The organism is Nonomuraea mangrovi, assembly GCF_042681425.1.
Classification (GTDB): domain Bacteria; phylum Actinomycetota; class Actinomycetes; order Streptosporangiales; family Streptosporangiaceae; genus Nonomuraea; species Nonomuraea mangrovi.
This window is the reverse complement of sequence record NZ_JBHUFV010000083.1, coordinates 14540-28633: the sequence shown is the minus strand read 5'-3', so window position 1 is coordinate 28633 and position 14094 is coordinate 14540. Positions and strand designations below refer to the sequence as shown.

At 70.4% G+C, this 14094-nt stretch carries 14 protein-coding genes; 11 read left to right on the top strand and 3 right to left on the bottom strand.

All coding sequences use genetic code 11. The features are described from left to right. The first annotated feature begins 59 nt into the window (after positions 1-59). Genes ACFSKW_RS48995 through ACFSKW_RS48980 form a run of 4 tightly spaced genes read left to right on the top strand, consistent with a single transcriptional unit; the run spans position 60 to position 3438 of the window. The gene (locus ACFSKW_RS48995) at positions 60-1112 is read left to right on the top strand and encodes a type III polyketide synthase (protein WP_379581695.1); all 1053 of its coding nucleotides are present in this window, start codon (positions 60-62) and stop codon (positions 1110-1112) included. A gap of 36 nt (positions 1113-1148) precedes the next feature. After that, on the top strand, positions 1149-1637 hold the full coding sequence (locus ACFSKW_RS48990; protein WP_379581693.1) for an isoprenylcysteine carboxyl methyltransferase family protein: 489 nt from the start codon (positions 1149-1151) through the stop codon (positions 1635-1637). Further along, positions 1634-2647, top strand: a complete 1014-nt coding sequence (locus ACFSKW_RS48985; protein ID WP_379581691.1) for an NAD(P)/FAD-dependent oxidoreductase — start codon at positions 1634-1636, stop codon at positions 2645-2647. Before ACFSKW_RS48990 ends, ACFSKW_RS48985 begins: the two co-directional genes overlap by 4 nt. 59 nt (positions 2648-2706) lie before the next feature. Next, positions 2707-3438, top strand: a complete 732-nt coding sequence (locus ACFSKW_RS48980; RefSeq protein ID WP_379581689.1) for an APH(3') family aminoglycoside O-phosphotransferase — start codon at positions 2707-2709, stop codon at positions 3436-3438. 3 nt (positions 3439-3441) lie between these two features. Here ACFSKW_RS48980 and ACFSKW_RS48975 read toward each other — a convergent pair whose 3' ends face one another. After that, positions 3442-3573, bottom strand: a complete 132-nt coding sequence (locus ACFSKW_RS48975) for a hypothetical protein (protein WP_379581687.1) — start codon at positions 3571-3573, stop codon at positions 3442-3444. 225 nt (positions 3574-3798) lie between these two features. Between ACFSKW_RS48975 and ACFSKW_RS48970 the strand changes: the two genes are divergently transcribed. From ACFSKW_RS48970 to ACFSKW_RS48945, 6 genes are read left to right on the top strand one after another with little or no spacing between them, the layout of a single operon-like run. Next, entirely contained in the window at positions 3799-4182 is a 384-nt protein-coding gene (locus ACFSKW_RS48970; protein WP_379581685.1) for a bifunctional 3-phenylpropionate/cinnamic acid dioxygenase ferredoxin subunit, read from the top strand. After that, positions 4179-5351, top strand: a complete 1173-nt coding sequence (locus tag ACFSKW_RS48965; protein WP_379581683.1) for an NAD(P)/FAD-dependent oxidoreductase — start codon at positions 4179-4181, stop codon at positions 5349-5351. The genes ACFSKW_RS48970 and ACFSKW_RS48965 overlap by 4 nt, the downstream gene beginning before the upstream one ends. A 14-nt stretch (positions 5352-5365) precedes the next feature. Then, a complete protein-coding gene (locus ACFSKW_RS48960) occupies positions 5366-6451 on the top strand; it encodes an S-(hydroxymethyl)mycothiol dehydrogenase (RefSeq protein WP_379581681.1) in 1086 nt (361 codons plus the stop codon). Beyond that, positions 6451-7074 carry an MBL fold metallo-hydrolase gene (locus tag ACFSKW_RS48955; RefSeq protein WP_379581679.1) on the top strand — a complete coding sequence of 208 codons (624 nt, stop codon included), beginning with the start codon at positions 6451-6453 and terminating at the stop codon, positions 7072-7074. The genes ACFSKW_RS48960 and ACFSKW_RS48955 overlap by 1 nt, the downstream gene beginning before the upstream one ends. A 27-nt stretch (positions 7075-7101) precedes the next feature. Further along, a complete protein-coding gene (locus ACFSKW_RS48950) occupies positions 7102-8226 on the top strand; it encodes an aromatic ring-hydroxylating oxygenase subunit alpha (protein WP_379581677.1) in 1125 nt (374 codons plus the stop codon). Positions 8227-8270: 44 nt separating this feature from the next. Next, on the top strand, positions 8271-10493 hold the full coding sequence (locus ACFSKW_RS48945; protein ID WP_379581979.1) for an FdhF/YdeP family oxidoreductase: 2223 nt from the start codon (positions 8271-8273) through the stop codon (positions 10491-10493). Here ACFSKW_RS48945 and ACFSKW_RS48940 read toward each other — a convergent pair. Further along, on the bottom strand, positions 10465-11238 hold the full coding sequence (locus tag ACFSKW_RS48940) for an IclR family transcriptional regulator (RefSeq protein WP_379581675.1): 774 nt from the start codon (positions 11236-11238) through the stop codon (positions 10465-10467). The two genes, ACFSKW_RS48945 and ACFSKW_RS48940, sit on opposite strands and share 29 nt — an antisense overlap. Positions 11239-11365: 127 nt before the next feature. On the opposite strand from ACFSKW_RS48940, the gene betA reads away from it, so the two are divergent. Further along, the gene (gene betA, locus ACFSKW_RS48935; protein ID WP_379581673.1) at positions 11366-13003 is read left to right on the top strand and encodes a choline dehydrogenase; all 1638 of its coding nucleotides are present in this window, start codon (positions 11366-11368) and stop codon (positions 13001-13003) included. A 125-nt stretch (positions 13004-13128) separates the two neighbouring features. Here the strand turns inward: betA and purU are convergent, their stop codons facing one another. Further along, entirely contained in the window at positions 13129-13992 is an 864-nt protein-coding gene (gene purU, locus ACFSKW_RS48930) for a formyltetrahydrofolate deformylase (protein ID WP_379581671.1), read from the bottom strand. Between the last annotated feature and the right edge of the window lie 102 nt (positions 13993-14094).

Sequence of the window (14094 nt, the reverse complement as noted above, 5' to 3'; positions counted from 1 at the left end):
GGCATAGTAACCATCGGCCAGGGCAGCCTCCCGGGCAAGCATCTACCGGAGGGGTCCCCATGACCTGGATCGCAGCCGTCCACGGCGTGCTGCCCCCCAACCGTTACCCGCAGAGCGAACTCACCGACCTGGCCGCGCGCACGTTCCTGCCCGAAGGGGCCGACCGCCGCCTGCTGGACCGGCTGCACGCCGGGGCCAGGGTCGAGCAACGTCATCTCGCCCTCCCTCTCGACCAGTACGCCAAGCTGGACGGCTTCGGCGCGGCCAACGACGTGTTCGTCTCGACCGCCGTCGAGCTCGGCGCGGAGGCGGTCGGCGCGGCGTTGGACGAGGCGGGGCTCTCGCCCGCGGACGTCGACCTTTTCATGTTCACCTCGGTCACCGGCGTGGCGGCCCCCTCGGTGGAGGCCAGGGTGGCGGGCCTGCTGGGGATGCGGCCCGACATCAAGCGGATCCCCGTCTTCGGGCTGGGCTGCGTGGCGGGCGCGGCGGGGATCGCCCGGCTGCACGACTACCTGCTCGGCTGGCCCGATCACGTCGCCGTGCTGCTCTCGGTCGAGCTGTGCTCGCTGACGCTGCAGCGCGGCGACGCGTCCACTGCCAGCCTGGTGGCCAGCTCGCTGTTCGGCGACGGCGCGGCCGCCGTGGTGGCCTGCGGGTCGGGACGTGAGGGAAGCGGGCCGAGCGTGGTCGCGACGCGAAGCCACCTGTATCCGGGCTCCGAGCAGGTCATGGGATGGGAGGTGAGGGACAGCGGCTTCGGCGTGGTGCTCGACGCCCGCGTTCCCGAGGTCGTGCGCACCTACCTCGCCGACGACGTGCACGGGTTCCTGGCCGACCATGGCCTGACCGCGGGCGAGGTGACGGCGTGGGTGTGCCACTCGGGCGGCCCGAAGGTTCTGGACGCGGTGGCCGACGCGCTGGACCTGCCGCCGGAGGCGCTGGAGCTGACCTGGCGCTCGCTCGCGGCCAACGGCAACCTGTCGTCGGCCTCCGTGCTGCACGTGCTGCGCGATACGCTGCGCCTCCGTCCGCCGCGGCCCGGTACCGCCGGGCTGCTCATCGCGATGGGCCCCGGATTCTGCTCCGAGCTCGTCCTGCTGCGCTGGTAGCCGCCGATGCCGTGGTATCCGCTTCTCGTTCTGCTCGTGGGCGTGGAACGCCTCGCCGAGCTCGTCGTCGCACGCCGTAACGCCCGCTGGAGCATGGAACGCGGCGGGCGCGTCTACGGCCAGGGCCACTACCCGTGGATGGTGGCGCTGCACACCGGCCTGCTGGCCGGCTGCCTGCTGGAGGTGTACCTGGCAGGCAGGCCCTTCATCCCCGTGCTCGGCTGGCCGATGCTGGTCCTCGTGGTGGCCGCCCAGGCGCTGCGCTGGTGGTGCGTCCGGGCGCTCGGGCCGCGCTGGAACACCCAGGTCATCGTGGTGCCGGGGCTGCCTCTGGTACGCGGCGGGCCGTACCGGTTCGACCGGCTGCGTCACCCCAACTACGTGGCGGTGGTGGTCGAGGGGGTCGCGCTCCCGCTGGTCCACACCGCCTGGATCACCGCGCTGGTCTTCACCGTGTTGAACGCCGTCCTGCTGGCGGTGCGGATCCGCTGCGAGAACGCGGCCCTGGCCACGCTCCCGACGTGATCGACATCATCGTGGCAGGTGGCGGGCCCGCCGGGCTGGCGACCGCGATCCACGCCGCCATGGCGGGGATGAGCGTCGTGGTCGTCGAACCGCGCGCCGCGCCCGTCGACAAGGCGTGCGGCGAGGGACTCATGCCCGGCGGCGTCGCAGCCCTGCGGGCGATGGGCGTGGAGGTCGGCGGCCATCCGCTGCGCGGGATCGACTACGTCCACGCGGCGACCCGCGCACGGGCCGGGTTCGGCGGCGCGCCGGGTCGCGGCGTGCGCCGTACCGAGCTGCACGCTGCCCTGTCCGCGCGCGCCGCCGAGCTGGGCGTCCCCGTGGTGACCGGCAGGATCACGCGCGCCCGCCAGGACGCGCACGGGGTGGAGGCGGGCGGTTGGCGAGCCCGCTGGCTGGTGGCCGCCGACGGGCTGCACTCGCCGCTGCGCGCGTCGCTGCGGCTGGGCCTGCGGGATCCCCGGCCGCACAGGTACGGCCTGCGCAGGCACTACCGCGTCGCGCCATGGTCCGACTTCGTGGAGGTCCACTGGTCGGGGGAGGGGGAGGCCTACGTGACCCCCGTGGGCGAGGATCTGGTGGGCGTGGCGGTCCTCAGCTCCGAACGCCGCCGCTACGACGAGCATCTGGCCGCCTTCCCCGGCCTCCTGCGCAGGCTCACCGGCCCGGCCGCGACGCCGGTGCGCGGGGCGGGACCCCTGCGGCAGCGCGTGCGGAGCAGGGTCGTGGGACGGATCCTGCTCGTCGGCGACGCCGCCGGATACACCGACGCCATCACCGGCGAGGGCATCAGCCTGGCGGCCCTGTCCGCGCGGGCACTCGTGGGCTGCCTGGCCGCAGACCGCCCCCAGGACTACGAGCGCGCGTGGCGGCGGCTCTCCCGTACCCATCGCCTGCTCACCGAGGCGCTGCTCGGCGTCGCCCGCACGCCGCGCGCGGCCCGCCTCATCGTTCCCGCGGCCGCGCGCCTGCCCGCCCTGTTCACCACGGTGGTGCGCACACTCGCCTGATCGAACCCCGGCACTCGGTACCCGCCAGGCCTGAAGATCACCGCATATCCTCACCAGGTATGCGGTTTTCTGAACGAGTTCTCGACCTGTTCGGCGACGATGCGGTCTGGTCGGATGATCATGAGGGTATGAGCGGGCATCTGCTGCGGGTGAGCAGTGCCGCGGGTGTTTTCTACGTCAAGCACGGGCCTGTGGCCGAGGTGGAGTACGAGCGGCTGCGCTGGCTGAAGCACTGGATGGCGGTCCCCGACATCGTCGCCTTCGACGGGGACGTGCTGGTGCTGGCCGATGTGGGCCGGCCCAGCCTGGAACGCAGGGCGCCGGCCGACATCGGCACGATCATGGGCCGGACGCTGCGCGAGCTGCATGCCGTACCGATCGAGGAGTGCCCCTTCGACGAGGGGCTCGACGTACGGCTGGCTCGCGCGCGCGAGCACGTGCGGGAGGGGCTGGTGGACCCGGACGACTTCGACGACGACCACGCGGACCTGACCCCGGAGCAGGTCTACGACCGGTTGCTCGCCGAGCGGCCCGCCCGGGAGGACCTGGTGGTCGCGCACGGCGACTACACGCCCGGCAACGTGCTCGCCTCCAGGACAGGCGGGCCCGTGCTGATCGACGTGGGCGGGCTCGGCGTGGCCGACCGCTACCTGGACCTGTCCATCGCGCTGCGCGATCTGAGCGAGGACTTCGGCGCGTCCGCCGTGGACGACTTCCTCGCCGCCTACGGGCTGGAGGAGGTCGACCAGCGGCTGCTCGGCTACTACCGGCTGCTGGACGAGATGTTCTGAGAGTTAGGGGCGGAACGCCACGTCCATGGGGTCGCGCACGCGTCTGTAGAGGCCACCGGCCACCAGGCGTTCGGGCGGGGCGGCGGAGAGCGGGGTGTCGAGGCCGTCGACGGCGAACCGGACGAACGAGTTCACCGGGACGGCCGCCCCCGCCGGTAACGAGCGCCGCGCCCAGCGCCCTGAGCGGGATCATCGCCCACGCGGGGAACGGAGCACCGGCCCGGCGGCGCGCGGCCGGGCTCGGCTCATCGCCTGATGCCCTGGAAGGTGCCTGCCGGACCACGCCAAGAGGGACCTCTTGCACAAAACCGGTCTTGACATCCGCAATCCACACCCGCACCCTGTTGCGTATAGCGCGAGATGTTTCTCTTTGCGAAACCGAGGGGTGACACGATGATCCCAGCGTGCCCACTTGCATCACTGCCGCGGGGTGAGGCCTTCCGTGTGGAGGCCGATCCGCCCATCGCCGTCTTCCATACCGAGGACGGCGAGCTCCTCGCCATCGATGACACCTGCACGCACCAGGATGCCTCGTTGGCCGATGGCTGGCTCGAGGGCTGCGAGATCGAATGCCCGCTGCACGCCTCGCGGTTCGATCTGCGCACCGGCCAGGTGGACGCCCCTCCGGCCAAGCGTCCCGTCCGCACCCACCAGGTGGTCGTCGAGGACGACGTCATCTACGTCGTGCCCTCCGACGAGGAGCCGAACCTGCCTCCTGGAGTCTCGCTCAAGGGGCAGGCGTGAACACCGTCTGCGTCGTCGGCGCCTCGCTCGCCGGACTCCTGACCGCCAGGGCGCTGCGCAACCAGGGCTACGCGGGCAGGCTGGTCCTCGTGGGCGAGGAGCTCCACCGCCCGTACGACCGGCCGCCGCTGTCCAAGGACTTCCTCAAGGGCGCGATCGGGGAGGCCGACCTCGCCCTGGAGGGCGAAGGCGAGGAACTCGGCATCGAGTGGCGGCTCGGCGTGGCCGCGACCGCGCTCGACGCCGCGGGCCGCAAGGTCACGCTCAGCGACGGCACCTCGATCAGGGCTGACGGCATCGTGATCGCCACCGGCGCCTCCGCCCGCGAGCTGCAGGGCTCGCGGGGGCTGGCGGGGGTGCACACGCTGCGCACGCTGGACGACGCCCGCGCCCTCAGGGGCGACCTGGGCAGCGCCGGGCGGATGGTCGTGATCGGCGGCGGCTTCATCGGCGCCGAGGTGGCCGCGACCGCAAGAGACCTCGGACTGGACGTCACGCTCGTGGAGTCGGGAACCGCGCCGCTGGCGGGCGTTCTCGGTCACTCGATGGCGGAGGCGATCGCCACCCTGCACGAGCGGCGGGGCGTGCGCCTGGTGCGCGGCGCATACGTCACGGAGCTGACGGGAACGGGCAGAGTGGACGGCGTACGGCTGGCCGACGGCACCCACCTGCCCGCCGACGTCGTGGTCGTGGGGATCGGGGCGATCCCCAACATCGCGTGGCTGGAGGGAAGCGGCGTCGAGCTCGGCGACGGTGTGATCTGCGACGAGGGCGGCGGCACCTGCGTGCCCGGCATCGTCGCGGTCGGCGACTGCGCGGCCTGGTTCGACCCCGCTCAGGGCGGCCACCACAGGATCGAGCACTGGACGGGCGCCAGGCAGCGGGCCGCCGTGGCGGCGGCGACGCTGCTGTCGGGCGGCACCGCCCGTCCCGAGCCCGCGCGCCCCGCCTATTTCTGGTCCGATCAGTTCGACATCAAGATCCAGTTCATCGGGCACGCCAGGCATGCCGACTCGGTGACCGTGGAGGAGGGTGACCCCGCCGACCACAGCTTCCTCGCCGTCTACCGGCAGGGCGACCGCCCTGTCGCGGTGCTGGGAGTCAACCAGGTCAGGCTGTTCACCCGCTGGCGCCGCCACTTGGAGACCGCGCCGGTCCAGGCCGGCTGACACAGGAGTGAATCATGGCTCATGAAGTACGCGGCGTGGTCGCGACGGGCAAGGGCAAGCCGGTAAGCCTGGAGACGATCCTGGTTCCGGACCCGGGTCCAGGCGAGGCGCTGGTGAAGGTGCAGGCGTGCGGCGTCTGCCACACCGACCTGCACTACCGTGAGGGCGGCATCAGCGACGACTTCCCCTTCCTGCTCGGACACGAGGCGGCGGGCGTCGTGGAGGCCGTCGGCCCCGACGTCAAGGACGTCGCCGTGGGCGACTTCGTCATCCTCAACTGGCGCGCGGTGTGCGGTTCGTGCCGCGCCTGCCTGCGGGGCCGCCCGCAGTACTGCTTCGCCACGCACAACGCCGTTCAGAAGATGACGCTGAAGGACGGCACCCCGCTCAGCCCGGCGCTCGGGATCGGCGCGTTCGCCGAGAAGACGCTGGTGGCGGCCGGGCAGTGCACCAAGGTCGATCCCGCCGCCAGCCCGGCCGCGGCGGGGCTGCTCGGCTGCGGCGTGATGGCGGGCCTCGGCGCCGCGGTGAACACCGGCGCGGTCAGCCGCGGCGACTCGGTCGCGGTGATCGGCTGCGGTGGCGTGGGCAACGCGGCCATCGCGGGCGCGCGGCTGGTCGGGGCCACCACGATCATCGCGGTGGACGTGGACGATCGTAAGCTCGCCTGGGCGCGCGACTTCGGCGCGACCCACACGGTGAACGCCAAGGAGAGCGACCCCGTCGAGGCCGTCAGGGAGCTCACCGGCGGGTTCGGGGCCGACGTGGTGATCGACGCGGTCGGCCGCCCCGAGACCTTCAAGCAGGCGTTCTACGCGCGCGACCTGGCGGGGACCGCCGTGCTCGTGGGCGTGCCGACCCCGGAGATGACACTCGATCTGCCCCTCCTCGACGTCTTCGGCCGCGGCGGCGCGCTGAAGTCGAGCTGGTACGGCGACTGCCTGCCCAGCCGTGACTTCCCGATGCTGATCTCGCTCTACCTTCAGGGCCGCTTCGACCTGGACGCCTTCGTCACCGAGACCATCGGCCTCGACGACGTGGAGGACGCCTTCGCCAAGATGCACCACGGCGAGGTGCTGCGCTCGGTGGTGGTGCTGTGATGTACGTCGAGCGCCTGGTCACCTCGGGGACGTTCAGCCTGGACGGCCAGACGTGGGACGTCGACAACAACGTGTGGCTCCTCGGCGACGACGACCAGGTGCTGGTCATCGACGCGGCCCACGACGCGGACGCGATCGCCGAGGCCGTCGGCGACCGCAGGCTCGTGGGCATCGTGTGCACCCACGCCCACGACGACCACGTGAACTCCGCTCCCCGGCTGGCGGCGCGCACCGGCGCGCCGGTCTTCCTGCACCCCGACGACTCGGTGCTGTGGAAGCTCGCGCACCCGGTCGCCGCTCCCGACCGGGCGCTGGCGAACGGCCAGATCATCAGGGTCGGCGACAGCGCCGTCCATGTCCTTCACACCCCTGGGCACGCTCCGGGCGCGGTCTGCCTGTACGTGCCCGAACTGGGCGTCCTGTTCTCCGGCGACACGCTCTTCCAGGGTGGTCCCGGGGCGACGGGCAGGTCGTTCAGCGACTTCCCGACGATCATCTCGTCGATCAGCCGAACGCTGCTCACCTTGCCGGCCGAGACGGTGGTCCACACCGGCCACGGCGACGACACGAGCATCGGAGCCGAGGCTCCGCAGCTCGAGGACTGGATTCGCCGAGGCCACTGACCCGGCACGTATCAGAGGAGTACTCCCGTGACCACCTCCAGCACCGCCCCCACCTCCAGCGTGATCCCCACCCTGCCCGGCCACTACTACACCGACCAGGAGCTGTTCGCGCGGGAGCAGAAGAACATCTTCGAGGCGATGTGGTTCTGCGTGGTGCGCTCGTCCGACCTCCCCAAGCCCGGCTCGTTCAAGACGGTCCAGGTCGGCAGCGAGAGCATCCTGGTCACCAGGGCGCGCGACAAGTCGGTGCGCGCCTTCTTCAACGTCTGCAGGCACCGCGGCGCGCAGCTGTGCACCGAGGAGTCGGGCGAGGTCGCGCGCGCCTTCCAGTGCATGTACCACGCATGGACCTACGGCCTCGACGGCAAGCTGGTCGCCGCGCCCAACCTCACCAAGATGGCCGATCTCGACCGCGTCCAGTACGGCCTGATCAACGTGCACGTCCGGGAGTGGCTCGGCTATGTGTGGGTCTGCCTGGCCGATGAGCCTCCCTCCTTCGAGGAGGACGTGCTGGGCGCCGTGACCGAGCGGCTCGGCGCCCTCGATCTGATCGACAACTACGACGTGGCGGGGCTCGAGGTCGGCCGCAGGATCGTCTACGACGTGAAGGCCAACTGGAAGCTCATCATCGAGAACTTCATGGAGTGCTACCACTGCGCCACGATCCACCCCGAGCTGACGGAGGTGCTGCCGGAGTTCGCCGACGGCTACGCCGCGCAGTACTTCGTCGGGCACGGGGCGGAGTTCGGCGAGGAGATCAGGGGCTTCACCGTGGACGGCTCGGAGGGGCTCGACCGCATCCCCGGCGTGAGCGAGGACCAGGACCGGCGCTACTACGCGATCACGATCAAGCCGCAGGTCTTCATCAACCTGGTGCCCGACCACGTGATCGTGCACCGTATGTTTCCCTTGGCGGTCGACAGGACCGTCGTCGAGTGTGATTGGCTCTATCTTCCCGACGTGGTGGCGAGCGGAAAGGACCTGGACAAGTCCGTGGAGCTCTTCCATCGTGTCAACGAGCAGGACTTCGAGGCGTGCGAGCGCTGCCAGCCCGCCATGGGCTCGCGGACGTACGCCAAGGGCGGCGTGCTCGTGCCGAGCGAGCACCACATCGGCGCCTTCCATGAGTGGGTGCAGGACAGGATCGGCTGACAGTGGTTCGAAAGGCGCCGCACGACGACGTCGGCGACGAGGGCATGCGGGTCCGCCCGCCCAAGGACTGGGCCGGCGGGCTGCCCGCCGTGGCGCACGCGATGGAGACGGCCTACCGCCAGATGGGGGTGGGCCGCACCGCGCTGACCTTGCTGCAGGTCAACCAGAAACGCGGCTTCGACTGCCCTGGCTGCGCCTGGCCCGAGGGCGAGCACCGCAGCCCCGCCGAGTTCTGCGAGAACGGCGCCAAGGCGGTCGCCGAGGAGGCCACCACGCGAAGGGTCGGGCGGGAGTTCTTCGCCGCCCACCCGGTGGGCGAGCTGGCCGTTCGCAGCGATCACTGGCTCGGCCAGCAGGGCAGGCTCACCGAGCCGATGCACAAGCCCGCCGGCTCCGACCACTACGTGCCGATCGGGTGGGACGCCGCCTTCGAGATCATCGCCAGGGAGCTGCGCGCCCTCGACGGTCCCGACGAGGCGGTGTTCTACACCTCGGGACGCACGTCCAACGAGGCCGCCTTCGCCTACCAGCTGCTCGTGCGCCGCTTCGGCACCAACAACCTGCCTGACTGCTCCAACATGTGCCACGAGTCGAGCGGCTCCGCGCTCAACGAGACGCTCGGCATCGGCAAGGGCACGGTGTCGCTGGAGGACCTGCACAGGGCCGAGCTCATCTTCGTGGTGGGTCAGAACCCCGGTACCAATCACCCCCGCATGCTGACGGCGCTGGAGCGCGCCAAGCGCGGAGGGGCGCGGATCGTCGCGGTCAACCCGCTGCCCGAGGCCGGCCTGCTGCGGTTCAAGAACCCGCAGAAGCCCTCAGGCCTCGGCAAGGGCACCTCGCTGGCCGACCGCTTCCTGCAGATCCGCCTGAACGGGGACATGGCGCTGTTCCAGGCCCTGTCCCTGCTGCTGCTCGACTCCGCGGACGAGGAGTTCATCGAGCGGCACACGCACGGGTTCGAGGAGTGGGAGCGGCACCTGCGCGGGCTCGACTGGGACCAGGTGCTGGAGGCCACGGGTCTGACCATGGCCGAGCTGGAGGCGACGGCCGAGGACGTGCGCGCGGCCGGGTCGGTCGTCGTGTGCTGGGCGATGGGGCTGACCCAGCACCGCAACTCCGTCGCCACGATCAGGGAGGTCGTCAACTTCCTGCTGCTGCGCGGCAACGTCGGCAGGAGCGGGGCGGGCGTCTGTCCCGTGCGCGGCCACTCCAACGTCCAGGGCGACAGGACCATGGGCATCTACGAGAAGCCCGCGCGGGCCTTCCTCGACGCGCTGGGCAAGGAGTTCGGCTTCTCCCCGCCCACCCGTCACGGCCTCGACACCGTGGAGGCGATCCGCGCCATGCGCGACGGGGCGGCCAACGTGTTCGTCGGGATGGGCGGCAACTTCGTCAGGGCCACTCCCGACAGCGACGTCACCGAGGCGGCGCTGCGCAGTACCAGGCTGACCGTGCAGGTCTCCACCAAGCTGAACCGCTCACACGCGGTGTGCGGCAGGGAGGCGCTCATCCTGCCCACCCTGGGCCGCACCGAGCGCGACCCGGCAGGGTACGTGACCGTCGAGGACTCGATGGGCCTGGTCCACGCCTCCCACGGCAGGCTCAGGCCGGCCTCGGCCGACCTTCTCTCCGAGGTGGCCATCGTCTGCCGGCTGGCGGGCGCGCTGTTCGGCGAGGACCCGCACGTGCCGTGGGCGGACTTCGAGCACGACTACGGCGCGATCAGGGACCGCGTGTCGCGGGTGATCCCCGGCTTCGAGGACTTCAACGCCCGCGCGCTCGCCGGTTTCGCCTTGCCCAACGCGCCCAGGGACGAGCGCAGGTTCCCCACCGCGACGGGGAAGGCGAACTTCACCGTCAACGAGCTGGAGGTGCTGCGGGTCCCGCAGGGAAGACTGCTGCTGCAGACGGTCAGGAGCCACGACCAGTACAACACCACGATCTACGGGCTCGACGACCGCTACAGGGGGGTCAAGGCGGGCCGCAGGGTCGTCTTCGTCCATCCCGACGACCTGGCCGAGCGCGACCTCGCCGACGGCGACCTGGTGGACCTGATCAGCGAGTGGCCGGACGGCGAGCGCAAGGCCGACGGGTTCAGGGTGATCGCCTACCCGACGGCCCGCGGCTGCTGTGCGGCCTACTTCCCCGAGACCAACGTCCTGGTGCCGCTGGACTCGGTGGCCGAGACGTCCAACACCCCCACCTCCAAGAGCGTGGTGGTACGGCTGGCGAAGGCTAGCCCGCGTAGCCGAGGCGGCGGCTGATCTCGTCGGCGCCGTTCATCAGCACCGGGGCCAGCTCGTGCATGCGTTCGGCGCTGAAGCGGTAGGCGGGGCCCGACGCGCTGACGGCCGCGACCACCTCTCCGTGATAGGAGCGGATGGGCGCGGCCATGGCGTTGAGCCCCTCCTCCAGCTCCTCCAGGCAGAAGGCGTAGCCGACCGCGCGCGTCTGGGTCAGCTGCTGCTCCAGCACGTCGACCCCGGTGATCGTCCTGGGCGTGAAGCTCTGCAGCTCGCCGTCGGCCAGGAGCCTGCCCCGCTGCCTGTCGTCCAGGTAGGCCAGCAGGACCTTTCCGCTGGAGGTGGCGTGGAGCGGGGTGACCTGGCCGACCCAGTTGTAGGCGGTGACCGCCGAGGGCCCCCGTACCTGGTCGAGGTTGACCGCGTAGGAGGAGCGGAGCACGGCGATGTTGACCGTCTCGCCGATCTCCTGCGCCAGCCGCTGACAGACGGCCCGCCCGCGCTGGGTGATGTCCATCTGGGTGCTGACGCCGCCGGCCAGCCTGATGATGCCGAAGCCGAGGCGGTACTTGCCCCTGTCCTCGGCCTGCTCGACGAGGCCGCGTGCCTCCAGGGCGCCGAGCAGCCTGAAGGCGGTCGACTTGTGGACGTCGATCTCGGCGGCCACCTCGCTGACGCCGGCCTCTCCTCGGCGCGAGAGGATCTCCAGCACGCTGATCGCCCGATCGACCGACTGCACGCCCCCGCTGCTCGAGTCGTTGCTCATAGCGAAACTGTAAGTGCTGAATGGAACCGCGTCGAACACAAGACCAAAAGATCTCCTGTTGCGACTAGTGCAACACAATGCGTATAGCGCTACGATTCGGTGAAACGCGCGAGCGAGACGAGGCAACATGACGTCACAGCAGTACGACTTCGTCATCGTCGGAGGCGGCTCGGCGGGCAGTGCCCTGGCCAACCGGCTTTCCGCGGACCCCGCCACGCGGGTGCTGGTCCTCGAGGCCGGCCGGTCCGATTATCCGTGGGACGTCTTCATCCACATGCCGGCCGCGCTGCCCTTCCCGATCGGCAACCGCTTCTACGACTGGAAGTACGAGTCGGAGCCCGAGCCGCACATGAACGGCAGGCGCATCTATCACGCGCGCGGGAAGGTGCTCGGCGGCTCCAGCAGCATCAACGGCATGATCTTCCAGCGCGGCAACCCCCTCGACTACGAGAGGTGGGGCGCCGATCCCGGGATGAAGACGTGGGACTACGCCCACTGCCTGCCGTACTTCAAGCGGATGGAGAACTGCCTGGCCGACCCTGGCACGGCCTTCCGCGGCCATGACGGGCCGCTGGCGCTGGAGAGGGGGGCGGCGAGCACACCGCTCTACAAGGCCTTCTTCGAGGCCGTGCAGGAGGCGGGCTACCCCCTCACCGACGACGTCAACGGCTACCGCCAGGAGGGCTTCGCCCGCTTCGACCGCAACATCAGGCGCGGCCGCAGGCTCAGCGCTGCCCGCGCCTACCTGCACCCGGTCATGAAGCGCCCGAACCTCACGGTGAGGACGCGGACGCTGGTGACACGGATCCTCTTCGAGGGCAGGCGTGCCGTCGGCGTGGAGTTCGACGGCGGCACCGTCCGCGCGGGCGAGGTCATCCTGTGCGGAGGAGCCATCAACTCGCCGCAGCTCCTGCAGCTGTCCGGCGTCGGGAACGCGCGGGAACTGGGCGCCCTCGGCGTCGACGTGGTGCACGACCTTCCTGGCGTGGGGGAGAACCTCCAGGACCACCTGGAGGTCTACATCCAGCACGGCTGCAGCCAGCCCGTCTCCATGCAGCCGAACCTGCAGAAGTGGCGCCATCCCTGGATCGGCGCCCAGTGGCTGTTCCTGCGCAAGGGGCCGGGCGCGACCAACCACTTCGAGGCCGGCGGCTTCGTCCGCAGCAACGACGACGTCGACTACCCCAACCTGATGTTCCACTTCCTGCCCATCGCCGTGCGCTACGACGGTTCGGCGCCCTCAGGAGGGCACGGATACCAGGTGCACGTCGGCCCCATGTACTCCGACGCCCGCGGCTCCATCAAGATCAAGAGCACCGATCCGCGGCAGCATCCGGCCCTGCGCTTCAACTACCTGTCCACCGAACAGGACAGGAGGGAATGGGTGGAGGCCGTCAGGGTGGCCCGCGACATCCTGGGTCAGCCCGCGCTCGGCGCGTACAGCACGGGCGAGATCTCGCCCGGCCCTTCCGTGGAGACCGACGAGGAGATCCTCGACTGGGTGGCGAAGGACGGTGAGACGGCCCTGCACCCCTCCTGCACCGCGAGGATGGGCGTGGACGACATGTCGGTCACCGACCCGGAGACCATGCGGGTGCACGGCGTGGACGGGCTGCGGGTGGTGGACGCCTCGGTCATGCCGTACGTCACCAACGGCAACATCTACGCGCCGGTCATGATGCTGGCGGAGAAGGCGGCCGACCTGATCCTCGGCAACACGCCGCTGCCGCCCGAGACGACGGAGTTCTACCGCCACCGTTCGTGACGGCGGGCGTCCCGCCGGCGCCTGGGCGCGCCGGCGGGACGACGAGAGACGGGACGACAAGAAGAAGGACGCAAAGAAGGCGGTGGGGGACGCAGCACCCCCACCGCCTCATCCTTGGGCGTCGCTCAGCGGAAGACGACCGTCCTGTCCCCGTTGAGCAGCACGCGGTGCTCGCTGTGCCACTTGACGGCCCTGGCGAGCACCTGGGCCTCGACATCCCTGCCCGCCGCGACCAGGTCCTCGGGGTCGAGCTCGTGGTCCACCCTCGCCACGTCCTGCTCGATGATGGGGCCCTCGTCGAGGTCGGCCGTGACGTAGTGCGCGGTCGCGCCGATCAGCTTCACCCCGCGCTCGTGAGCCTGGTGGTACGGCTTCGCGCCCTTGAACCCCGGCAGGAACGAGTGGTGGATGTTGATGGCACGGCCTTCCAGCCGCTTGCACATGTCGTCCGACAGGATCTGCATGTAGCGGGCCAGCACCACCAGGTCCGCCTCGTACTCCGCCACCAGGTCGAGAACCTTGGCCTCGGCCTCGGCCTTCCCGTCCGCGGTGACGGGGACGTGGTGGAAGGGCACGCCGTAGGAGGCCGCGAGAGGCTCCAGGTCGGGATGGTTGGAGACGATCGCGGGGACGTCGATGTTGAGGCCGCCCACCTGTCTGCGGAAGAGCAGGTCGTTCATGCAGTGGCCGAACTTCGACACCATGACGAGCGCCCGCGTGGGCGTCGAGGCGTCGTTGAGCTGCCAGGTCATCTGGAAGGACTCGGCGACGTAGGCGAAGCCCTCACGCAGTTCCTCCAGCCCGTCCTGGGCGGCGAAGTGGACCCGCATGAAGAACCCGCCGCCGAGCCTGTCGTTGAACTGCTTGCTCTGCAACATGTCACCGCGGTGCTGCACGAGGAAGCTGCTCACCGCGTACACGATGCCTGGCTTGTCCGAGCAGGAAACGGTGAGGATGAACTCGCGGCCGGGGCCTGGACGAGGAGACATCACACCTCCTTGTGTTGCGTATTACGCAAAATGGTGATGTATACGCAACAGCGTGGACGTGCGCAGGCCTGCCCGTCAAGAGGGATGACGATGGGTAAACGG